This window comes from Pseudomonas sp. Pseusp10 (genome assembly GCF_059492225.1).
In genome coordinates, this window is sequence record NZ_CP168528.1 from 5,421,413 (window position 1) to 5,444,337 (window position 22,925).

The window sequence follows — 22,925 nt, forward strand, 5'->3', positions numbered from 1 at the left end:
CCGCCAAGACGTTATAGTCCAGCAGTGATGGCAATCTGTACATCGCTTGCCACCATTCATAGAAGCGGGGCTGCGGCCGATATAAGCGCAGGCATGTCCGATCCAACCCGTCATGCGGGCCTGGGCGCTCGAATGCCAAGCCACTAAACTCGCATGCGTACCCTATAAAGAGGTCTTACCGGTGACGCCACTCATGATCACCCTGCTAGTCGTAGCCGGGATCGCACTGTTGATCGCCATTGGTTACATGAACCATGTGGTGGAAAACAACAAGCTGGAAAAGGCCCGTACCAAGATCGAGCTCAATGATCGTCTGCGTCGCTGCGGCGAAATCACCGAGACTTTCCCCGGCCAGTTGATGACCCCGGCACTCAAGCTGTTGTTGACCCGCCTGGAACTGAACGTCTGCCAGCGCCTGCTCAACCTGGAAAAATCCAGCGCCAACCTCAAGGCACGGATCGCCGAACTGGAGGTCCTTGTCGGCCAGGGTGAATCCATCCCGGTCAACAATCCGCCAGCACCGATCCAGACCGAAGCCAAGGCCAAGGATGTACGTTTCCTGCTCGAAGCCCTGCACGGCCAAATCACCCGCGCGGCACAGGACGGCTTCCTGCCCCCCAACGAGGCCAAACGCTGGATCCGTGAAGTGCGCCACATCCTCGTGCTGCTGCACATCGAGTTCTTCAACAACCTCGGCCAGCACTCCCTGCAAAAGAACCAGCCCGGACAGGCTCGCCTGGCATTCGAGCGCGGCGTGCAATACCTGCGCAAACAACAGGAACCACAGGTTTACGCCGAGCAACTGGAATACCTGGAAAAACTCCTGGCCCGCGCCAATGACCAGGTCATGGATCGCATTGCGCCGGTCGAAGGCGAAGTCAACCAGTTGACCGAAGGTCTCAAAGACGTCGAGGCCGACGCGGACTGGAAAAAGAAAGCGATCTACGACTGATCGGCGAAAACAGAAAAGCCACCGCAAGGTGGCTTTTTTTTGTTCTTCACGCTGTACCTGTAGGAGCCAGCTTGCTGGCGATGTTCTCAAGTGCGCCGCGTTTATCCAGTTCTCACGCGTCATCGTTAACGACCATCGCTGGCAAGCCAGCTCCCACAGGTATTGCGCTATCAGTGTTTCCCGGTATTGCGTGATGATCCTTTTTTTGGCCAGGCCGATGATCACTTCAAAGCCTGAAATGCCCCACCATCCCCTTCAGCTCAACCCCCAGTTGCGCCAGCTCGATACTGGACGCTGCATTGCCCTGCATTGCCAGCGATGACTGATCGGCACTGGCGCGAATACTGGTGACACTGCGGTTGATCTCTTCGGCCACCGAGCTCTGCTCCTCGGCTGCCGCAGCGATCTGCTGGTTCATCTGCTGGATCAACGATACCGCCGCGGCAATACTGCCCAGCGCACTCTCGGTCTGCAAGGCGTCGCTGACTGCCAGCTTCACCAACTCGCCACTGCTCTGGATCTGCTGCACCGACGACTGCGCCGCCGAACGCAAAGCGCTGACCAGGCGTTCGATTTCCTCGGTCGATTGCTGGGTTCGCTTGGCCAATGCACGCACTTCATCGGCCACCACGGCAAAGCCCCTGCCCTGCTCCCCGGCCCGGGCGGCCTCGATCGCCGCGTTCAACGCCAGCAGGTTGGTCTGCTCCGCCACGCTTTTGATCACACTCAAGACCGTGCCGATGTTCTGGATTTCCGCACTCAGGCTTTCGATGCTCGAACTGGCGGAAGTGGCCGAATCCGCCAACTGCTCGATTCGCACCATGCTCTGGCGCACCACCTGCTGACCGCTTTCAACCTTGCCGTCAGCCGTTTGCGCAGCCAAGGCTGCTTCCTCGGCGTTACGCGCGACATCATGCACCGTGGCCGTCATCTGATTCATCGCAGTGGCGACCTGCTCGGTTTCCTCTTTCTGCGTGCTGACTTCGAGGTTGGTCTGCTCAGTCACCGCCGACAGCGATTGGGCGGAAGTCGCCAACTGTTCGATACCCGACTGCAAGCCGCTGACTATATGGCTGAGCCCCGCCCCCATTTGCTGCATTGCCTGCATTAACTGACCGATTTCGTCACGGCGGGTCACGTCAATGGTCGCACTCAAATCCCCTGAGGCAATCTGCTGCGCCACATGAATCACACTGCGCAGCGGTGCCACGATCAACCGGGTGATGAACCACGCGGCAACCAGCCCAACCAGCAAGGCCAGGGCGGAAGAGCCGATGATCAGCAGCGAGTTCTTTTTCAGTTCAGCCTGCATCGCCTGGTCTTGCGCGACATAAGCCTGATCCACCCGCTCGACCACTTGGGCTGCGCGCTGATGCAATTGTTGATAGACGGTTTTTTCCTGTTCCAGCAGGCCGGTGTACTCGGCGAGCTTGTCACTGAAACTGGCGATATGGCCCATCACCTCATTGAGGACGGTCTGGTAACCCTCATCCTTGACTGTGGTCTTGAGTTGCTCGGCCTGGGTCAATGCCTGACTGGCCTGTTCGATCTTGCCCTGCCCGGCGCTGTCGTCGCCTTTGCGGCTTTGATCCAGACGCACGCGTGCTTCATTCATGGCTTGCAGCATCAAGCGTGAAACCTGGCTGACCTGACTGGCCTGTTCGATGAATTGCGCACCGTCCTTGCCTTCGGAGTCTTTCAGGGTATAAGCCCCGTCATCGGCGAGCCCGGACTGCAATACGTCAAGATTATTGGCCACGCTGGACACCGACCAACTGGCCATTTCCAGCGCCAGGTCCTTGGCCTGGGTGAGCGAGACAAACTCGTCGAAGGCCTTGCGATAGGCCCCCAAAGACTGTTCGACATCATTCATCACCGGCACGTTGGCCGCAGACGCGGCCTTCAGCTGGCCGGCCAGGGCGATCAGGCCATCGACGCCCTCGTGCAGGGCATCAACGGTTTTCGGATTGCCACGCAATGCGTATTCCTGCTCCAGCAGCCGCACCTTGAGCAAACCGCTGTTGAGCGATGACATTTGCTTGAGCCCGTCGAAGCGCTGGCTGATCGTTTTCAGGGACCAAACGCCAATGCCCGCCACCAGCGCAGTCAACAACAGCACCAGGACAAACCCGATACCCAGTTTTTTCGCCATACCGAGGTTGGCAAAACGTCCTTGCACGGCCGAAATCATTGCACTTAGTCCCCTGCCAAAGTCTGTAGACGCAGATTCGCAACGGGCCAGTAGCAACACAAGACTCTGGCGCCGCAATAATGGCAAAAAGCTACGCCAACGTCGTTTTCAGAACGCTTGAGGTCGATCCCGGGCAGTGGCCTGAAAGAACGCACGGGCACGCGGATCGCAGGCATAGGCCACGTTGATACGCTGCCAGTCATTGGCCTCACCCGAGGGATTGAAGGCGGTCTTCGATGACAGCAGCACACCCAGACGCCGTGCCTGGGTCCGCACCTGATCGTAGTCGGACATTCGTGATCGAGCCCAGATGAACAGGCCTCCCGCCGGTTTGCCGAAAACCTCCCATTCGGCATCTTCGAGCAATTGCAACACGGCCAGCCGGTCGCTGTTCAAGCGTTGGCGCTGACGCTGCACCAGTTTGCCGTAGGCACCGTTAGCCAACAGGCACGCCAGCACCGACTCGCAAAACCGTGAGGCGCCCATGCCAGTGATCATCTTGACCTCGGCCAGACGCGTAATGACTTCGGAACCGGCCACCACGAAACCAACCCGCAAGGAACTGCTGAGTGTCTTGGAATAGCTGCCCACGTAGATCACGCTGTCGTCCAGCGCAGCCAGTCGCGTACCGGAACCGCTATGCAAATCCGTATAAACGTCGTCTTCGATCACCTGCACGCCAAAGGTCCTGGCCAGCTGCAGCACGCGGCGCGCCACCGCCGGTGCAAGGCTGCTGCCGGTCGGATTGTGATAGAAGCTATTGATGACCAGCCCTTGAGGCCGGTGTTTGACCAGCACCGATTCGAGCACGTCCACGTCCGGCCCGCGCGGTGTTCGCGGCACCTCGACCATGTGAATGCCGTGCAGCCTGAGCAGATCGAACAGCACCGGATAACCGGGACTTTCCACGACCACACAGTCACCGGCCTTGAACAGTGTCCGCACGATCAGGTCGAGCCCCTGACTGGCACCCGCCGTGGTCATGATCCGGTTATCCTGCACCCGGATATCCAGTTGCCTGAGGCGTTTGAGGATCTGTTGTCGCAAGGCCGGCAAACCCAGCGGCGTACTGTAGTTGAACAGGCTGGCCGTATCGGTACGACTGACTTGCCGAATCGCGTAAATCAGATCGTCCGTCTCGCGCCAGCTTTCGGGCAGCCCGCCACAACCCAGCCTCAACTCACTCGAACAGGGCCCGTGCTCGGGCGCAGCCCCCTCGAACCACGCCGGCTCGTGCTTTGCACCCGCGGCCAATGCCGGGTTGGCGACCGCATAGCCAGCCCCATGACGTGACACCAGCATCCCCTGCGTGACCAGGCGCTCGCAGGCCTGGGTAACGCTTGACTGACTGAGCAAATTGATCCGCGCGATCTGTCGCACCGAAGGCAGGCGCGTACCGGGCGATACCCCGCTGAAATGAAGCCAGCAGGTTAGCGCGTCAACAATTTGCTGTACGACGGGCACCAGCGCCTGTCGGTCGATTCTCAATTCCATGAGCAAGCAAACTCCTGTTGATTTTGCGGGAAGCAGTTAATCACAGGAGTGTTCGAAGGCATGTGCGACAACGCCGCCAAAACCCATTGCTCTAATCATTTGAAACACATTGCCCGGTCCCTTGAGGGAACCAAAAAACCTGTGGGAGCGACGGTGCGGCGATCCGACTTGCTCGCGATTGCGGGGTGTCAGGCGACATCGATGCCGACTGACACTCCCTCATCGCGGGCAAGTCGGATCGCCGCACCGCCGCTCCCACAGGTTCCGTGTTTCCTGCAATGTGAAGCGCAGTTTCAGAACGCGGTAACGCCACCGTCCACGGCCAATGAATGCCCCGTGGTGAACGCTGCGCCATCGCTGCACAGGTACAGCACCGCGCTGGCGATCTCTTCGACCTTGCCAATGCGACCGACCGGATGCATGGCGTTGGCGAACTCGCCTTTTTTCGGGTCGGCTTCATAAGCGCGGCGGAACATATCCGTGTCGATCACCGCCGGGCACACGGCGTTGACCCGGATCTTTTTCTTGGCGTACTCAATGGCCGCCGACTTGGTCAGGCCGATCACCGCATGTTTAGAAGCTGCGTAGATGCTCATTTTCGGCGCTGCCCCAAGGCCGGCCACCGATGCCGTATTGACGATCGCGCCGCCCCCTTGCGCCAGCAGCAGCGGCAACTGGTATTTCATGCACAGCCAGACGCCTTTGACGTTGACGCCCATGATCGCGTCGAACTCGTCGAGCGTACCTTCGGCCAGCTTGCCTTTCTCGATTTCGATGCCGGCATTGTTGAAGGCATAGTCAAGGCGACCGTAAGTGTTGATCACCTCATCCATCAGATTTTTTACATCACTTTCCAGGGTAACGTTGCAGCGCACGAAGGTCGCTTCCCCACCGGCCGTACGAATCAGCGCCACCGTGCCCTCGCCGCCCGCCGTGTCCATATCGGCCACCACTACCTTCAGGCCTTCAGCGGCAAATGCCTGGGCGGTCGCACGGCCTATACCGGCCGCCCCGCCTGTCACCACAACCACCTGGCCGGAAAACGTCATGCTCATTGTTATGTCCTCGAAGAGAAGAAAGCGGGGAATCGCACAGGACCAGTCTAGCCATGGAGGCCCTGAACACGGCAGCACTATCAAGACTCCGGTTGGGTGCCCATGAGTTGCAGTGATGGAACTGTCGTACCAACTATCACTGCACTGGATCAACCTGCATTCGCCGCATCAGCCGAACTTGCGGCATCGTCGCTGACCGGCTATCAACAAAGCTTCATTCATCTTGAGTGCCTGCCATGACCTCCCAGACCAATCGCCAATTCCTGCTCGCCAAACGTCCGGTTGGCGCAGCGACCCGCGAGACATTCACCTATCAGCAAGTGCCGGTCGGCGAACCGGCGGCGGGCCAGATTCTGGTCAAGAACGAATACCTGTCCCTGGATCCAGCCATGCGCGGCTGGATGAACGAAGGCAAGTCCTACATCCCCCCGGTCGGGCTCGGCGAAGTCATGCGCGCCTTGGGTGTGGGCAAAGTCATTGCGTCGAACAACCCGGGGTTCGCGGTCGGGGATTACGTCAACGGCGCCTTGGGCGTGCAGGATTTCTTCCTCGGCGAGCCGCGAGGCTTCTACAAGGTCGATCCGAAACTTGCACCGTTGCCACGTTACTTGTCGGCACTGGGCATGACCGGGATGACGGCGTACTTCGCCCTGCTCGACGTCGGCGCGCCGAAGGCCGGTGACACCGTGGTGCTGTCGGGCGCAGCTGGCGCCGTGGGCAGCATTGCCGGGCAGATCGCCAAGATCAAAGGGTGCCGGGTGGTTGGCATCGCTGGCGGCGCCGACAAGTGCAGGTTCCTGATCGATGAACTGGGTTTCGACGGTGCTATCGACTACAAGAGCGAAGACGTCCTCGCCGGCCTCAAGCGCGAGTGCCCGAAAGGTGTCGACGTGTATTTCGATAACGTGGGTGGCGACATTCTCGACGCGGTGTTGAGCCGCCTGAACATGAAGGCGCGGGTGGTGATTTGCGGTGCCATCAGCCAGTACAACAACAAGGAAGCGGTCAAGGGGCCGGCCAACTATCTGTCACTGCTGGTCAACCGCGCACGCATGGAAGGTTTTGTGGTGATGGACTACGCCGCCCAATACGCCAGCGCAGCCCAGGAAATGGCCGGCTGGATGGCCAAGGGGCAGCTCAAGAGCAAGGAAGACATCGTCGAAGGACTGGAGACTTTCCCGGAGACGCTGATGAAATTGTTCAGCGGCGAGAATTTCGGGAAGTTGGTGCTGAAGGTTTGACTCAACAGTTGAATTGACCACAAAACCACTGTGGGAGCGGGCTTGCTCGCGAAGAGGGTGGATCAGTCAATAAATATGTCGACTGATCCACCCTCTTCGCGAGCAAGTCGGATCGCCGCACCGCCGCTCCCACATTTGGATCTTCAGTGCTTGATCAGGCGAGTTCGGCCACAACGTCGGCCAACGCCTTCGCCGGATCCGCCGCCTGACTGATCGGACGGCCGATCACCAGATAGTCGGAACCGGCATCCAGTGCCTGACGTGGCGTCAGGATGCGGCGCTGATCGTCCTGGGCGCTGCCCGCCGGACGAATCCCCGGGGTCACCAGTTGCAGCGACGGATGCGCCGATTTCAGCGCCTGGGCTTCCAGGGCCGAGCACACCAGACCGTCCATCCCGGCTTTTTCCGCCAGGGCGGCCAGGCGCAGCACCTGCTCTTGCGGCTCGATGTCCAGCCCGATGCCCGCCAGGTCTTCACGCTCCATGCTGGTCAGCACGGTCACGCCGATCAGCAGTGGTTTCGGACCGCTGCGCTGATCCAGCACTTCACGGCACGCGGCCATCATGCGCAGACCGCCGGAGCAATGTACGTTGACCATCCACACGCCCATTTCCGCAGCCGCCTTGACGGCCATCGCGGTGGTGTTCGGGATGTCATGGAACTTGAGGTCCAGGAACACTTCGAAACCCTTGTCGCGCAGGGTCCCGACGATTTCCGAGGCGCAGCTGGTGAAGAGCTCTTTACCGACTTTGACCCGGCACAGCTTCGGGTCCAACTGATCGGCCAGCTTCAGTGCGGCGTCACGGGTAGGGAAATCCAGGGCGACGATGATAGGAGTCTGGCAGGCGGACATGGTGGGCTCTCAGGCAAGTCGAAATCGGCGCGCATTGTAGCGGAACCAGCGCCGCTGCGGGACCCGATGATCGGTAAATCGTCGAGACGGCTCAGGCAAGACTAGCCCCCGAAGCCATTGTGTCGAGTTCGATACACACACGACACGCCCGCAACACCCGGGCCGGCTACCCTCAGCCCCCCGCAACAGGTCCCTGCAACAGCACTTCCCGCCTCAGGGTCGGACGCCTGTGCTGGAACCACAACCTCGCAGCCCATCTTTGTGGTTGGCAGCCTACCTGGCAGGTGTTGGCCTGACTGCGGTTATCCGTCTACCACGTATTTGAAAGCCACACAGCCCCTTTGTGGAAGCGAGCCTGCTCGCGATGAGGCCCTGTACCGCAACAAAAAGCCCACTGACCCTCAGCGGCTCAGTGGGCTACGGATCCTGGACCTTCAGGGCCGGCGATCTTCAACCCGTGCCTGAGTCTTGCTCCAGTCGATCAACAGGCTGTAGGCCACCGCCAGCAATGTCGGGCCAATGAACAGACCGATAAAGCCAAAGGCAATCAACCCGCCAAACACCCCAAGCAGCACAATGACCAGCGGCAGATTACCGCCACGGCTGATCAGGTACGGCTTGAGCACGTTGTCGACACCGCTGACGATGAATGTGCCCCAGATCCCGAGGAATATGGCCAGCCCGTACTCGCCTTTCCAGGCCAGCCACGCGGTTGCCGGAATCCATACCAGCGGCGGGCCCATCGGGATCAGGCTGAGCATGAAGGTCACGATGCCGAGCACCAACGCACCCGGTACGCCGGCAATCAGGAACCCGATCAGCGCCAGGATCGCCTGGGCCGCCGCCGTGCCGATCACACCGTTCACCACCCGCTGTACCGTGCCCGCTACCAGTTCAATGTAGTAGCCGGCCCGTTGACCGATCAGCCGCTCCAGCAAAGTGTGTACAAACGCCGCCAGACGCGGCCCGTCACGATAGAAAAAGAACACGAAGACGATGCTCAGGGTCAGCTCGAGAATACCGCCGCCGATCTGCGCGCTGCGCGCGAGCAACCAGTTACCCACCTGCCCCAGATAAGGCTTGAGCGACATCATCATCGCCGCGCCCTGCTCATCAATGCTGTTCCAGATCCCGACCAGCCGCTCGCCCACCAGGGGAATCGAACCCAGCCAGGCCGGTGCTTCGGGCAGGCCCTCGACCTGCGCATCCTTGATGAATGCCGTGGCATCGCGCACATGATCGGCAAGGTTGAAACCCAGCCACACCAGCGGTGCCGCTACCAGCACCATCCAGCCCAGCGTCAGCAATGCCGCCGCCAGAGACTCGCGGCCATTGAGCCAACGGGTCAACAAGCGCATCAGTGGCCAACTGGCGAATGCCAGGACCGCGCCCCAGAACATCGCCGACCAGAACGGCGCCATCACCCAGAAGCTCGCGCCGAACAGCACCACGAGCAGGATCTGCACCAACAGGCGATCGTTATTGATCATCAAAAGTCTCGAAAAAGTCAGTCAGCAAAAGAGTAGGCGAACGCAGCGTACACGTTCGCCCGGTACAGCCTAGCGCAATAGCTCGATGTGCAGGCCAGAGCCTTCGGCACTGCCGGTTTCCATCCGCGCGGTACGCACGCCCTGGGCAATCAGGGCCTGACGCCAGGCTTCGGCGTTCGCTCCGGAAATACTGACCCGCAAGGTGGTGTCCAGATTCAGTCCGCGAGAAATCAGGCGTAGCCAGGTCTCGTCAGGTGCACCGCTCAACGTGGAAAAGTCGAGCTCGCCGGTGCTCTTGAGTTCACGCAACAAGGTCGCGGAGGTCGGCAACAACTCGCCCAGCGGCGCCGAAGCGTCGAACTGTTCGACATGCAGGTAGGCTTTGCGATTACCGCGGGTGATGCTGTACAGCGCGACGAGCGTGTTGTCCCGTGGAGCGGCAAGTCGCAGCAGCAAATAGGCTTGTTGATCATCGGCGCCGTACAGCTTGGCATTGCCGAAGACTTGATTGGCCCAGAGGCTGCTTTCGCCGCAATCGCGCGCCTGGCACCAAAAGAGCAACCCGGCGTCCTGTTTTTGCAAAGCCTCGCGGGCAGCGGTGAACGCCTCGTTGGATGAATGCTCCGGTGGCAACTCGTAGGTCACCGAAGTGACGTTGCCGCGGGCACTGACCTGACCGTCGAAACGTAACTGGCCACTGATCTTGCGGATCGAGCCCAACGGGTAGATCCGCTCCAATTCGGCGGTCGGGCGATAGTCGACAATCTGGGCGTCGGCCATACGCGGCACTATCGGCAGGTCCTGACTGCCCGGAAGATCGGCGGCGAACAGCAAGGGACTGAAACTGCACAGCACCAGCAAACTGAATGAACGCATGGATAGACTCATCGGATCAGCATGGCCTGGGCGCCCTTGATGACACTGGCTTCATCGGCGCGTTGCGGTACCTGCAGACCACGCTGCACCGCCGGCCGAGCCTCCAGGGTGGCCATCCAGCGTTGCAACGCCGTCAAACCCTCCACCGAGACGCCCGACCACTCGTAACCGCGCACCCAAGGAAAGGTGGCGATGTCAGCAATGCTGTACTCATCGGCGAGGAACTCCACGCTTTGCAAACGCGTATCGAGCACTTCGTAGAGGCGACGGGTTTCATGTTGATAGCGGTCGATGGCGCCCTGGAGCTTTTCCGGAAAGTAGCGGAAGAACACATTCGCCTGGCCCTGCATCGGGCCGATCCCCCCCATCTGGAACATCAGCCACTGCAGTACCACCGAACGTCCCTTCGGGTCGCCAGGCATCAGTTTGCCGGTCATTTCTGCGAGGTAAATCAGGATGGCGCCGGATTCGAACACAGCGAAATCGCCGTTGGCGCGGTCGACAATCGCCGGAATCCGGCCATTGGGGTTGATCTTGAGGAAGTCCGCGGACTTCTGCTCCTTTTTGTCGAAACTCAAGACATGCACCGTGTAGGGCAGGCCGAGTTCCTCGAGCACGATAGAGACCTTGTGGCCATTCGGGGTCGCAGCGGTGTAGAGATCTATCATGGTTGTCTCCCATTTCAACCCGCCAAGCCTCGACAGTTGCCCGGCGCAAGTCAAGGAATGGCGAAGAACCGATTGAAACAGTCTGCGACAAGATCGGCACCGGACTCGTCATTCAGGTGCAAATGGTGGCCGCCTGGCAGCTGTTCCCGGCTAAAGGGTAGACGCTCGAGCAATTCCGGGTGTTTGGCGAGCATGCCGTCAGCAGCGACCACCAGTGTTGCAGGACATTTGACCCGCTGGACGAAGGCCATTGCCTGTTCGGTTGTAAGACGCAGCGGCGATGGCAGCGTGAGGCGATTGTCGGTGCGCCAGGTATAACCGCCCGATACCGGCATCAGACCACGCTGCGCCAGCAGTTCGGCGGCCTCGCGGCTGACCGCCACCAGGCCCTTCATACGCGCTTCGATGGCTCGGTCGAGGGTGTCATAGACCGGTTTGCGCTTTTCCCGCAGATCCAGTTGCGCTTGCAGGGCCATGCCCATGCGCTCGGCAGCGTTTTCACCTTTGTCTGTAGGAGGAATGATGCCGTCGATCAACGCCAGGTGGGTGACCCGCTCGGGCATCGACCCGGCGATGATCAGCGAAGCGATGGCGCCCATCGAATGCCCCATCAGCGCAAACTTCTTCAGTCCAAGCTGTTCGGCGACTTGCAGCACATCGTGGGCATAGTCCCACATGGCGTAACCGGCTCCCGGCGGGCGATGCCCGGAATGACCGTGACCGGCCATGTCCAGCGCAATGATGCGCAGGCCTTTGAGTTTGGGGGCCAGGCGGGCAAAGCTGTTGGCGTTGTCCAGCCAGCCATGCAGGGCAATGACCGGCACACCGTCTTCAGGACCGAACAGGTGCGCCGCCAGCTCGATGTGCGGCAGACTCAGGCGGACCTCTTCGACGACATGGCTCATGCGCAATCCTGTTGTCGACGGCCGTCCCAGCGGTAGAACAGGCCTTTGAGCATTTCAGCGGTATCAAGGGGACGTTCAAGCGGAAACATGTGGCCGCCGGGCATGGTCAACGACTCGCCCAACGGCAGGCGGTCGACCGAACTGGCGTGATGGCGCATCACTACACGGCTGTTGTGCCCGCGAACCACCGCCAACGGCACTTGCAACTGCCGGGTGCTACCTGGGCTGGTGTGCGGCACGCCGCGATAGATGCTGATTTCCGTGGCCGGGTCGAACCGCAGGCGCAGCTTGTCGCCAACCTGGTGCAAACCATGTTGCAGGTAGGCATCGAAGCATTCCGGGTCAAAACCTCGGAACAGGGTTTTACCGGCAAAATACTTCCGTGCACTTTCCAGGTCGGCAAACTCTTCACGGCGGCCCAGGGTACGCCCGGCCGGGGTCAAGCGGTCGATGAAGCCGAAACGCTTGGCCGCACGGATCACCCATCGATCGGTTCGGGTCAGCACTGGCGAGTCGAGCATCACCACCCCGCGATACAGTTCGGGGCAGCGCAAGGCCGCATGCAGGTGCAACACGCCACCGAAGGAGTGACCGACGCCCCACACGGGCTCGGCCTGTTGTTGCAGGTGATGAATCAGCTCATCCACCAGGTTGTACCAGTTGTCGTCCGCCGGGTAACGCGGGTCGTGGGCGTGCTGCTCCAGATGCGTCACCTGAAACTCGGGTGCCAGCGCCGCAAACAACTTGCCGTAGGTCCCCGAAGGAAAACCATTGGCGTGGGCGAAAAAGATCTGTTGCGACATACCTGCAAATCCATAAGCGAGAACAGGCGTTGATTGTCCGCAAGACCGCGTCCTGCAGCAATGACCGTAACTGACAGGAATGATGACAGTCCGGTCAAAGCCATGGCTTTGATTCAACGCGCCGGCGGATTCTCACCCAACGGCACCACCGCCATGGTCAGTCGCGATACGCAGCTGGCCTTGCCCTCATCGCTGGTCAGGCGAATGTCCCAGACATGGGTCGTGCGGCCGATGTGGATCGGCTTGGCCACCGCCGTCACCCGCCCGCTGCGCAGGCCGCGCAAATGGTTGGCGTTGATTTCCAGGCCCACGCAATAGAACTTGCTGGCATCGATGCACAGGTAACTGGCCATGGAGCCGACCGATTCGGCCAGCACCACAGAGGCGCCGCCATGCAGCAAGCCGTAAGGCTGATGGGTGCGGTGATCGACGACCATGCTGGCGGTCAGGGACTCGTCGTCGAAGGCTTCGAAACGGATGTCCAGCACTTCTCCGATGGTGTTTTTCTGGATTGCGTTCAACTGTTCGATGTTGGGAGTGGTGCGCCACAGGCTCATCGCAGAGTTTCCTTGTTGGTTTTGTTCGTGGATCAATCCTGCCACAGCACCGCTTCGCTATGCTCGCTCCATTCTTCAAAGCGCTCACCATAAGCCGCTTCGATCACATTGCGCTTGATCTTCAGGGTCGGAGTGAGAAAGCCGTTTTCCACGGCCCAACTGTCCTTGACCACCACCAGGCGCCGCAGTCGCTCATGTTTGTCGAGGGCACCGTTGACCTCTTCCAGCAGTTTTTCCAGGCTGGAATGCAAGCCGGCGCGCGCGGCCCCGCCGGCATCCTGCTGGCCAACCTCCGACAACACACACAAGCCCAACGGTGCACCCAAGCCATCGCCCACGACACAGACCTGTTCGATGCGTGAGTGCACGGCCAGGCGATTTTCAATCGGTGCCGGGGCCACGTATTTGCCTTTGCTGGTCTTGAAGATTTCCTTCAGACGTCCGGTCAGGCGCAGATTGCCATCCGCATCCTCCTCGCCCTTGTCGCCGGTGCGCAGGAAGCCGTCCTCGGTAATGGTGTCGGCGGTTTTTTCCGGTTCCTTGTAATACCCGAGCATGGTCGCACCACTGCGCACCATGACCTCCCCCGTCTCGGCGATCCGCACTTCGACTTCCGGGCACGGTTTGCCGATCCAGCCGGGTTTGTTCTGGCCCGGCATGCAAATGTGCGAATAGCCGCAACTCTCGGTCATGCCGTAGACCTCCAGCACATCCAGCCCCAGTTTGCGGTACCACATCAACAAGGTCTGCGGCACCGGCGCAGCGCCGGACAGCGCAATGCGCAACGCATCTAGCCCGAGCCCGGCCAGGACCTTATGCCCGACCCGTTTGCCGATGATCGGCAGGCCGAGCAGGAAGTCGAGACGTTTTGCCGGGATCTTGCTGTACACGCCCATCTGGAATTTGGTCCAGATACGCGGCACGCCGAACAGCGCGGTGGGACGTGCACGCTGCAGGTCGGTGAGAAAGGTGTCCAGGCTCTCGGCGAAAAATACCGTCTGACCGGTATAGATCGACGCAAGCTCGACGAACATGCGCTCGGCAACGTGGCACAGCGGCAGGTAGGACAACAGCCGGTCCGACTCGTTGAGGCCGAACAACGAAGTGCCGCGAGTGGTGGCGAACCCCAGAGTGCCGAAGCTGTGCATCACGCCTTTGGGCATGCCAGTGGTGCCGGAGGTGTAAATGATGGTCGCCAGTTGATCGGCGGCAGGTTTGGGATCGTCCTGGATCGGTGAGCTGCGTTGCAGGTCGGCCCAGCTGAAATCGAACGTACCCGGCGGATGCAGGGGCAGGCTGATGGTCGGCAGGTCGGGGCTGACACCACGGGACATGCCTGGCCAGTCGTCGAGCTTGCCGATGAACGCCAGCGCCGCTTCCGAGTGTTCAAGTACCTGGGAAACCGATTCGGCGGTGAGGTTGGGGTACAACGGCACCGACACATGCCCGGCCATCCAGATCGCCAGGTCGGCAATGATCCAGTGAGCACAGTTCTTTGAGATCAGGGCGATATGGCTGCCGTGCGGCAGTTCCCGCCCTCGCAACCAATGGGCCGCGCAACGGGCCTGGTGACCGACATCCGCCCAGGTCAAGGTCTCGACCTCGCCACCTCCGACAGGCTGGACCAGGAAGCGCTGGCGGGGATGACGGGCCTCACGCTCGTAGAAAACGTCCAGAGGCAAACGAAAAGCAGCAGACATGACTCGCTCCTGTGTTTTTGGTCTGGAGCAAGCGTAGTCAACCAAGCAAGTGCTTGGTTGACTATTTCATTCAAAACTTTCCAGGCGATGACATCCCTGTGGGAGCGTGGCTTGCCCGCGATGCAGGCTCCGCGGTTTATCAGGTAAACCGAGTCGATACCTTCGCGGGCAAGCCACGCTCCCACAGAAATGCGGCGTTATGGGGACTTGATGCTGTCGAGCTTCATCGACCCGATCAGCAACTCCTCACCCTTGATTTCGGCTAATCCGGCGGTGCTGACTTTTTCCGGCGGATGCCCGGCGCCATGTTGCAGGTAGCTCAACAAATTCCCCACCAGCGGGTTGTGACTGACCAAAAGGACGTTGCTCACCGACACCAGTTGCTCGGCCACTTTGTCCGGGTCGGTTTCCGGGGTAAGCCATTCGACGGTGCGGATTTCCGGTTCGAATCCCAGTGCTTCGCGCACCAGTTGCGCCGTCTGCTGCGCTCGCAGGTACGGACTGGCGTAGATCGCCGTCAGCGGTTGGCCCATCAGTAGCGCGGCGCTGCGCAGCACCTCCTCACGACCGTGGTCTGTCAGTTCCCGCTCCGAATCGTGGGGACGGGCACCGTGCGGAACGGCTTCACCATGACGCAATACCCAGAGTTTCATAGCTTGGGTTCCTCATCTCGGGCCGGATGCGGTGCCGGTGCCACGACATGCGGCGCTTCACCTTCCGGCGTACGCGGCATCGGCCAATCGGCGAACGGCCAGGGTTTCTGGTCGCTGTGAAAGCTGCCGAAACGACCGATCTGCGCCAAGAACTGGCTCAGGCTGTCGCCGAAGTTCATCAGGCTGGCGCTCGGGGCGCCATAGAACAAACGATAGATCAACTGCACGAGCACGACGGCGCCGAGGATGAACTGCGCCACTTGCCACACCAGCACGAAGACGATCATCCACAACACGCGCAGCAGGATGGATTCGTACCTGGCTTCTACTTTCGGATCGTTCATGCGCAACTCCCTGCTTTTCTGGCAAACGTGATTAGTTGAAACCACTGGTGGAAATAAAGTCGACGTCGGTTTTCGGCTCGCCACGCATTAACAGACCGATGACCTGCTCCAGCGTGCGCCCCTCGAACAGGATCGCGTGCAGCCCGGCGACCAGCGGCATGTACACGCCAACCTCCTGGGCCTTGGCCTTGAGCACTTTAAGGGTGTTGACCCCTTCGGCGACTTCGCCCAGGCGCGTAACGGCCTCGTCCAGGCTCAGGCCCTGGCCGAGGGCGAAACCGACCTGATAGTTGCGGCTCTTGGGCGACGAACAGGTCACGATCAGATCACCCACGCCCGCCAGGCCCAGGAAGGTCATCGGGTTGGCGCCCTGATTCACCGCAAAGCGGGTCATTTCCGCCAATGCCCGGGTGATCAGCATGCTCTTGGTATTTTCTCCCATGCCCAGCGCCACCGCCATGCCGGCGATGATCGCGTAGACGTTTTTCAACGCCCCGCCCAGTTCCACACCGAAACGGTCGGCGCTGGCGTAGACACGAAAGGTGCGGCCGTGCAGCGCGGCCTGAACCTGCTGGCACAGCTCTTCGTCTTCACTGGCGACCACTGTGGCGGTCAGCGCGTGTTCGGCGATTTCACGGGCCAGGTTGGGTCCGGACAGGACGCCGATGCGGGCCTGCGGGGCGATCTCTTCGAGGATCTCGCTCATCAACTTGAACGTGTGGGCTTCGATGCCCTTGGTCAGGCTCACCAGCATTTTGCCAGTCAAGCGTTCGGCGTGCGGCACCAGCACCGAGCGCAGCGCGCTTGAGGGCAATGCGACGAAACACAGGTCACAGGCATCCAGGGTGGCTTGCAGGTCGGTGACCGGCGTCACGCCGGGCAGAACCTTGATGCCTTTGAGGTAACGCGGGTTCTCGCGATTGACCCGAATGGCCTCGGCCTGTTCGGGGTCACGCATCCACTGAAGGACCTGATGCCCGTTCTCGGCCAGCAGATTAGCCACGGCGGTTCCAAAACTTCCGCCTCCCAGGACCGCAATCGGGCGCTGTTCAGTCATATGCAATCCGTTAATCCATACCAGTGGCGATGTCGGCATTATACGGGGCAGCCCCTTGGCGGCCAGCCCCGACTTCAAATACTGCTAGCCGTGGGAAGAAGACCAACAAATCCGAGGAAAATGCGGACATCGTGAATGGAAAAGTCATTCGGCTCGGTTAACATGCGCGCCATCAATCACTGACTGGAATGTGTTGTGTCTCCGGGTGCTCCTTCACCGCGTTCGCCGCTGGTACTGGCGCTGATTTTCAGCTCGCCATTGCTGGCCGACGACTTGTTCCTGGACAGCGAACCGCTGCCGCAAGTGCTCACGGCCACGCGCCTGAAGGTCACCCAGGGCCAGCGCGGCATCGACGACTTTTACGCCAGCCAGGGCGTGGGCCGGGATGCACGCAACAGCGGTTCCGCCGGGTGGATGCGCGATTGGGGCCGGGGCTGGAACAGTGCGCTTTTCTACTATGGAGATGACACCCTCAACGGCTATCGTTTCGAACGGGTCGATGCGCGCATCGCCAAACGTATCGGCCTGGGCAAGGCCAGCCTGGAACTGGCCGGGGTGCTCCAGCAACAGCTGGACAATCAGCCGACCACCCTCATCGATAACAATTATGACCAGCGCCACGTGATGTATTTCAGCGCGGAGCTGGAGCTTTAAGATGCCGTATCGTCCGGCCTGCAGAATGCCGCCCCTGGGCCGGCTGCTGGCCGGACTTTGCCTGTTGTCAATCGGCATGCTGGGCAGCCTGGCGAGTAACGCGGCCGACATTTTGCTCACGGGGGCCGAAGACAGCCCCGGTGTGCGGGCGTTTACCCAGGCCCTGAGCGAATTGCGACCACGCGATAAAGTACGATTCCAGACACTGGCCAATTTACCGATACCAGACAAGCTGCCTGAAAACATCCGCTTGATATTGCTCGACCTGCCCAGCCTCGACTGGCGCCTGCAGGACACCCAGGGCCCGGCGACTCTGGTGTTACGCATCAGCCGCCTGCAAGCCCGGCAACGCTTGAACAACACGCTCCCTGCGCGCCTTTCCCTGCTATGGAGCGATCCACCACTGGACCGCCAGTTGCGCTTGACCCGCACCCTGTTACCCCAAGCCAAACGCATCGGCGTGCTCTACGACAACCACAGTGAATTCCTGTTGAATGAGCTGCGTCAGGCCGCCCTCCCCTTGGGTCTTGAGGTGGTCACCCAGCGCTGGGACAACATTCACGACAGTCGCCCGTTACAGACCCTGCTGAAAAACAGCGACGTGTTGCTGGGCCTGGACGACGCCGACCTGTACAACCCGCAAACCGCCAAGAACCTGCTGCTGAGCAGCTACTCACGGCAAATGGCGCTGGTCGGACCCAACGCCGGATTCGTCAAGGCCGGGAGCCTGGCCAGCACCTACAGCGATCAGAGCGATTGGCTGGCGATCCTCAACGAATTGCTCGACCGGCCACCGGCCACTTGGCCGCGCACGCACTATCCCCATCGATTCAAGGTCGCGAGCAATCCGCAGGTGGCGCGTTCATTGGGTATCGAACAGATAAACGAAGCTTCTGTCACCACGTTGCTGGCTGAAGGAGAACGCCGCCCATGAACTTGCGCCGTCGCTGGGACATCAACACTCGCACCCAACTCATCAGCCTCGGCCCTGCTCTGCTGCTGACCTTGTTGCTGATCAGCTTCTTCACGTTCGTGCGCATCCAGGATCTGCGTCAGGAAATCACCCACACCGGCCAGTTGATCGCCAATCAACTGGCCCCGGCGACCGAGTACGGAGTGATTTCGGGCAACATCGAAGTGCTCGAAACCTTGCTCAAGGCGACGCTGGCCACGCCCAACGTGAGTTTTCTGGAAATCCAGGACGGCGCCAACCGGGTTCTGGTATACGTCGAACAACCGAGCGAACACCACAATCGCGCGCAACAGCTCGAAGTGTTCCAGGCACCGATACGACTCCAGCGAATCGCCTTGCACAATGATTTTTTCCAGAGCAGCAAAACCGCCAACGCGGCCCCCACCGAAGACTATCTCGGCCGGGTGATCGTCGGGCTGTCCAACGATGCCTTCAGCCAGCGCCAGCAGGAAATCGTGCTCAAGGCTGCCATTCTGGCGCTGTTTGCCCTGCTGTTTACCTTCCTCTTGGCCCGGCGTCTGGCGGGCAGCCTGTCGCAACCGATCCGTGATATCGGCAATGCGGTCAAGGCGATCCAGGACGGCGACTACAAAACACCGCTGCCGATTGTCGACGACACCGAGCTGGGGGCGCTGTCGCAACACATCAACAACCTCGCCAGCGGTCTCGAACAGGCCAGCCGCGAACAGCATCAGGCCATGGCGCAATTGATCCAGACCCGCGAAGAGGCGGAAAAGGCCAACAACGCCAAATCCGACTTCCTCGCCATGATGAGCCATGAACTGCGCACGCCAATGAATGGCGTACTGGGCATGCTGCAGTTGCTGGAAACCACCGACATGACCGAGGAACAGGTGGAATACGCGGCGCTGGCCTCGGAATCCACCGAGCACTTGCTCAAGGTCATCAACGACATCCTGGATTTCTCGCGGATCGAACGTTCGGAGCTGGAACTGGAACACATTGCATTCAACCTCGTCGACCTGATCGGCAGTTGTGCCCAGTCGTTCCAGCACAGCGCCGCGCAACGCGGTCTCGACCTGCAACTGATGATCCCCGATGACATGCGCGGCTTGCAGGTCAAGGGCGACCCGACGCGTATCCGGCAGATACTGGTCAACCTGATCGGCAATGCGCTGAAGTTCACCGAACAGGGCCGCGTCTCCATCGAGGCGCAGTGGCAGTCGCTGGACCACGAGTTGCTGTGGTTCACCTGCACCGTGCGCGACAGCGGCATCGGCATCCCGGCGCAAAGCCTGGAATTGATGTTCAACGCTTTCCAGCAGGCCGACAGCTCCATTTCGAGACGTTATGGCGGCACCGGGCTGGGCCTGCCGATTGCCCGTACCCTGGCCGAACGCATGGGGGGCACCTTGCGCGCGCAGAGTGAGGAAGGCCGCGGTTCGGTGTTCACCCTGGAAATCCCCCTGGCACTGCACCGGCAGACGCAGCCACTTTTGCCCCCCCGCGCGCAATCCGGCAACAGTGGCGGCGATGGGCGCAATGTGCTGTTGGTCGAAGACAACCCGGTCAACCAGACGGTCATCGAAGCCATGTTGCGCAGTCTGGGCTTCAAGGTCAGTCTCGCAGCCGACGGCGCGCAGGCTGTTCGCAGTGCCGAGAGCCTGATTTTCGAAGCGATCCTGATGGATTGCCGCTTGCCGATCATCGATGGCTATGAAGCCACCCGACAAATCCGCAAGCTGCCCGGTTGCACCGACCTGCCGATCATCGCGTTGACCGCCAACGCCTTGCAGGGCGACCGCGAAGCCTGTCTGTCGGCGGGGATGAACGATTACCTGGCCAAGCCGTTCAAACGAACTGACCTGCAGCAAATTCTGCAACGATGGGTGCAGTAGTACAGGCCTTTCGAGCATCTGCGACTGGCGTGAAAGGCGAAAGTGCGGCAGTCTTAGGCACCCGAACTGGCCCGAAAAGGGGCTTGAATAATAATTTCAGTGCACAAGTGTACATTCATGTCCTTGGTGCTGTGACTTTCACCACAACGCAATAGTCTATGAGTAGGCTGCCGGTTCGAGGCATGAACGCTTCGATCGGCCGGGAAGATTTGCCCCACCTGCCGCATGGGACTATTGAGGAGCTCGCATGACCAAACAAAACGCCTTTACCCGGGAAGACCTGCTGCGCTGCAGTCGCGGTGAGCTGTTCGGCCCAGGTAACGCGCAACTGCCCGCCCCGAACATGCTGATGGTTGATCGCATCACCCTGATCAGCGAAGAAGGTGGCAAGTACGGCAAAGGTGAATTGGTCGCCGAGCTGGATATCAATCCGGACCTGTGGTTCTTCGCCTGCCACTTCGAAGGCGATCCGGTGATGCCGGGCTGCCTGGGCCTCGACGCCATGTGGCAACTGGTCGGTTTCTTCCTGGGCTGGCAAGGCCTGCCGGGCCGTGGCCGTGCGCTGGGTTCGGGCGAAGTGAAATTCTTCGGCCAGGTCCTGCCGACCGCCAGGAAAGTCACCTATAACATTCATATCAAGCGCGTCCTCAAGGGCAAGCTGAACCTGGCCATCGCCGACGGTTCGGTCACTGTCGACGGTCGCGAAATCTACACCGCCGAAGGCCTCCGGGTCGGCGTGTTCACCTCCACTGACAACTTCTAAGGGTTATCCGCATGCGCCGCGTCGTTATCACTGGTCTGGGCATCGTTTCTTGCCTGGGCAATGACAAAGAGACCGTCTCCGCTAACCTGCGTGCAAGCCGCCCTGGCATCCGGTTCAACCCGGAATATGCCGAAATGGGTCTGCGTAGCCAGGTTTCCGGCTCCATTGACCTCAACCTTGAAGAACTGATCGATCGCAAGATCTATCGCTTCGTCGGCCACGCGGCAGCTTATGCCTACCTGGCCATGAAAGACGCCATCACCGACTCGGGCCTGACCGAAGAGCAGGTTTCCAACCCGCGTACCGGCCTGATCGCCGGTTCCGGTGGCGCATCGACCCTGAACCAGATGGAAGCGCTGGACATCCTGCGCGAGAAAGGCGTCAAGCGCGTCGGCCCATACCGCGTCACACGGACCATGAGCAGCACCGTTTCCGCATGCCTGGCCACTCCATTCAAGATCAAGGGCCTGAACTACTCCATCGCTTCTGCCTGCGCCACCAGTGCTCACTGCATCGGTACCGCCATGGAACAGATCCAGATGGGCAAGCAGGACATCGTCTTCGCCGGTGGCGGTGAAGAAGAACACTGGAGCCAGTCGTTCCTGTTCGACGCCATGGGCGCCCTGTCCAGCAAGCGCAACGACACCCCGGAAAAAGCCTCCCGTGCCTACGACGCTGACCGTGACGGCTTCGTCATCGCCGGCGGTGGCGGCATGGTCGTGGTCGAAGAGCTGGAACACGCTCTGGCCCGTGGTGCGAAGATCTACGCGGAAATCGTTGGCTACGGCGCGACCTCCGACGGCTACGACATGGTTGCCCCAAGCGGTGAAGGTGCGATCCGCTGCATGCAGCAGGCGCTGTCCACCGTCGATACCCCGATCGACTACCTGAACACCCACGGCACTTCGACCCCGGTCGGCGACGTCGCGGAAATGAAAGGCGTGCGTGAAGTGTTCGGCGACAAGGCTCCGGCCATCAGCTCCACCAAGAGCCTGTCCGGTCACTCCCTGGGCGCCGCCGGCGTTCACGAAGCGATCTACTGCATGCTGATGATGGAAGGCAACTTCATTGCCGGTTCCGCCAACATCGACGAGCTGGACCCTGAAGTGGCCGATCTGCCGGTGCTGACCAAGACCCGCGAAAACGCCACCATCAACACCGTGATGAGCAACAGCTTCGGTTTCGGTGGCACTAACGCCACGCTGGTACTGAAGCGCTGGGAAGGTAAGTAATTTCCCGCTGCCAAGCCGCACATGAAAACGCCCCGACTGGTTCGGGGCGTTTTTTTTCGTCTGAAAATAGGGCAACACCACATCCTTGTGGGAGCGGGCTTGCTCGCGAAAGCGGTGAGTCAGCCGACATCCATGTTGAATGTTAAATCGCTTTCGCGAGCAAGCCCGCTCCCACAGGTTTTGCATTCAGCCTGCAGTTTCATCGTCACAAACATGAAACGTTTGTCATGAAACTCAATGACCTGCGACCGAATGTCGCGTATTTAGCGGGCTGCATGACTGTTTCCGTTTTTGCAAAAAACCGTTACCAAACTCGGTTATTTACTTAGCAAGCTACCAAACTTTATAACAGAGGCCTGCACATGCCTTGCTGCAGATAACAGAGATTGGAGCTAGCAGATGACTGTAAAAGTAACTGAACGCGACGATTCACATAAATCCCACGAGGGTGTAGCCGCCGGTATCCGGATCTGGGACGTGCATCAACAAGACCTGCTGGTCGGGATGTTCCATTCCGAGACCGACGCACAAAACTACAGGGCCGAGCTGGAAATGCTCGAGCGTAAACGCCAGCTCGCAACCGGTTGAGAACAGACCCCACCACC

At 60.3% G+C, this 22,925-nt stretch carries 21 protein-coding genes and 2 pseudogenes; 8 read left to right on the plus strand and 15 right to left on the minus strand.

Going from position 1 to position 22,925, the window contains the following annotated elements; genetic code table 11:
* Positions 1-193 precede the first annotated feature (193 nt).
* Complete coding sequence (locus ACEN8Z_RS24690) at positions 194-952, plus strand: hypothetical protein (RefSeq protein WP_495595975.1); 759 nt, start codon at positions 194-196, stop codon at positions 950-952.
* Positions 953-1,178: 226 nt separating this feature from the next.
* Here the strand turns inward: ACEN8Z_RS24690 and ACEN8Z_RS24695 are convergent, their stop codons facing one another.
* The 4 genes and pseudogenes from ACEN8Z_RS24695 to ACEN8Z_RS24710 form a co-directional block, all read right to left on the minus strand.
* Complete coding sequence (locus ACEN8Z_RS24695) at positions 1,179-2,060, minus strand: methyl-accepting chemotaxis protein (protein ID WP_495598188.1); 882 nt, start codon at positions 2,058-2,060, stop codon at positions 1,179-1,181.
* Positions 2,040-3,143 (minus strand): annotated as a pseudogene (locus ACEN8Z_RS24700) (HAMP domain-containing protein); the annotation flags it as partial. The gene ACEN8Z_RS24695 and the pseudogene ACEN8Z_RS24700, both read right to left, overlap by 21 nt.
* A 108-nt stretch (positions 3,144-3,251) precedes the next feature.
* Positions 3,252-4,637, minus strand: a complete 1,386-nt coding sequence (locus ACEN8Z_RS24705) for an aminotransferase-like domain-containing protein (protein WP_495595976.1) — start codon at positions 4,635-4,637, stop codon at positions 3,252-3,254.
* Between the two features lie 293 nt (positions 4,638-4,930).
* Positions 4,931-5,692, minus strand: coding sequence for an SDR family oxidoreductase (locus ACEN8Z_RS24710; protein WP_008003267.1), 762 nt, complete (start codon positions 5,690-5,692; stop codon positions 4,931-4,933).
* A 236-nt stretch (positions 5,693-5,928) separates the two neighbouring features.
* Here ACEN8Z_RS24710 and ACEN8Z_RS24715 point away from each other — a divergent pair, with 236 nt between their 5' ends.
* On the plus strand, positions 5,929-6,933 hold the full coding sequence (locus tag ACEN8Z_RS24715) for an NADP-dependent oxidoreductase (protein WP_151214549.1): 1,005 nt from the start codon (positions 5,929-5,931) through the stop codon (positions 6,931-6,933).
* Positions 6,934-7,087: 154 nt separating this feature from the next.
* Here the strand turns inward: ACEN8Z_RS24715 and pyrF are convergent, their stop codons facing one another.
* The 11 genes from pyrF to ACEN8Z_RS24770 all read right to left on the minus strand — a co-directional run bounded on the left by pyrF (position 7,088) and on the right by ACEN8Z_RS24770 (position 16,839).
* Complete coding sequence (pyrF, locus tag ACEN8Z_RS24720; RefSeq protein WP_165824752.1) at positions 7,088-7,786, minus strand: orotidine-5'-phosphate decarboxylase; 699 nt, start codon at positions 7,784-7,786, stop codon at positions 7,088-7,090.
* Between the two features lie 434 nt (positions 7,787-8,220).
* Positions 8,221-9,276, minus strand: coding sequence for an AI-2E family transporter (locus ACEN8Z_RS24725; protein ID WP_008003269.1), 1,056 nt, complete (start codon positions 9,274-9,276; stop codon positions 8,221-8,223).
* Between the two features lie 69 nt (positions 9,277-9,345).
* Positions 9,346-10,152 carry a DUF4892 domain-containing protein gene (locus ACEN8Z_RS24730; protein ID WP_495595977.1) on the minus strand — a complete coding sequence of 269 codons (807 nt, stop codon included), beginning with the start codon at positions 10,150-10,152 and terminating at the stop codon, positions 9,346-9,348.
* A gap of 8 nt (positions 10,153-10,160) precedes the next feature.
* Positions 10,161-10,820, minus strand: a complete 660-nt coding sequence (locus tag ACEN8Z_RS24735; protein WP_495595978.1) for a glutathione S-transferase family protein — start codon at positions 10,818-10,820, stop codon at positions 10,161-10,163.
* A 50-nt stretch (positions 10,821-10,870) separates the two neighbouring features.
* Positions 10,871-11,725 (minus strand): alpha/beta hydrolase, encoded by an 855-nt coding sequence (locus ACEN8Z_RS24740; RefSeq protein WP_008003272.1) that lies wholly within the window; start codon positions 11,723-11,725, stop codon positions 10,871-10,873.
* Positions 11,722-12,528 carry an alpha/beta fold hydrolase gene (locus tag ACEN8Z_RS24745; RefSeq protein ID WP_008003273.1) on the minus strand — a complete coding sequence of 269 codons (807 nt, stop codon included), beginning with the start codon at positions 12,526-12,528 and terminating at the stop codon, positions 11,722-11,724. The genes ACEN8Z_RS24740 and ACEN8Z_RS24745 overlap by 4 nt, the downstream gene beginning before the upstream one ends.
* A gap of 113 nt (positions 12,529-12,641) precedes the next feature.
* Positions 12,642-13,085: a hotdog fold thioesterase gene (locus ACEN8Z_RS24750; RefSeq protein WP_008003274.1), complete on the minus strand. Its 444-nt coding sequence runs from the start codon at positions 13,083-13,085 to the stop codon at positions 12,642-12,644.
* A 32-nt stretch (positions 13,086-13,117) separates the two neighbouring features.
* Entirely contained in the window at positions 13,118-14,785 is a 1,668-nt protein-coding gene (locus ACEN8Z_RS24755; protein WP_495595979.1) for an AMP-binding protein, read from the minus strand.
* 197 nt (positions 14,786-14,982) lie between these two features.
* Positions 14,983-15,438 carry a phosphohistidine phosphatase SixA gene (sixA, locus tag ACEN8Z_RS24760; protein ID WP_495595980.1) on the minus strand — a complete coding sequence of 152 codons (456 nt, stop codon included), beginning with the start codon at positions 15,436-15,438 and terminating at the stop codon, positions 14,983-14,985.
* A complete protein-coding gene (locus ACEN8Z_RS24765; RefSeq protein WP_495595981.1) occupies positions 15,435-15,782 on the minus strand; it encodes a DUF4389 domain-containing protein in 348 nt (115 codons plus the stop codon). Before ACEN8Z_RS24765 ends, sixA begins: the two co-directional genes overlap by 4 nt.
* A gap of 31 nt (positions 15,783-15,813) precedes the next feature.
* The gene (locus ACEN8Z_RS24770; RefSeq protein WP_008003278.1) at positions 15,814-16,839 is read right to left on the minus strand and encodes an NAD(P)H-dependent glycerol-3-phosphate dehydrogenase; all 1,026 of its coding nucleotides are present in this window, start codon (positions 16,837-16,839) and stop codon (positions 15,814-15,816) included.
* A 387-nt stretch (positions 16,840-17,226) separates the two neighbouring features.
* Between ACEN8Z_RS24770 and ACEN8Z_RS24775 the strand changes: the two are divergent.
* From ACEN8Z_RS24775 to ACEN8Z_RS24800, 6 genes and pseudogenes are all read left to right on the plus strand, one after another.
* Positions 17,227-17,493: pseudogene (locus tag ACEN8Z_RS24775) on the plus strand (TonB-dependent receptor); the annotation flags it as partial.
* A gap of 1 nt (position 17,494) precedes the next feature.
* Positions 17,495-18,427 (plus strand): ABC transporter substrate-binding protein, encoded by a 933-nt coding sequence (locus ACEN8Z_RS24780; protein WP_495595982.1) that lies wholly within the window; start codon positions 17,495-17,497, stop codon positions 18,425-18,427.
* Positions 18,424-20,325: an ATP-binding protein gene (locus ACEN8Z_RS24785; RefSeq protein ID WP_495595983.1), complete on the plus strand. Its 1,902-nt coding sequence runs from the start codon at positions 18,424-18,426 to the stop codon at positions 20,323-20,325. The genes ACEN8Z_RS24780 and ACEN8Z_RS24785 overlap by 4 nt, the downstream gene beginning before the upstream one ends.
* 247 nt (positions 20,326-20,572) lie before the next feature.
* The gene (gene fabA / locus ACEN8Z_RS24790; protein WP_015096438.1) at positions 20,573-21,088 is read left to right on the plus strand and encodes a 3-hydroxyacyl-[acyl-carrier-protein] dehydratase FabA; all 516 of its coding nucleotides are present in this window, start codon (positions 20,573-20,575) and stop codon (positions 21,086-21,088) included.
* 11 nt (positions 21,089-21,099) lie between these two features.
* A complete protein-coding gene (gene fabB / locus ACEN8Z_RS24795; protein ID WP_007974551.1) occupies positions 21,100-22,320 on the plus strand; it encodes a beta-ketoacyl-ACP synthase I in 1,221 nt (406 codons plus the stop codon).
* Positions 22,321-22,719: 399 nt separating this feature from the next.
* Entirely contained in the window at positions 22,720-22,908 is a 189-nt protein-coding gene (locus ACEN8Z_RS24800; RefSeq protein ID WP_108231707.1) for a hypothetical protein, read from the plus strand.
* Positions 22,909-22,925: the final 17 nt, after the last annotated feature.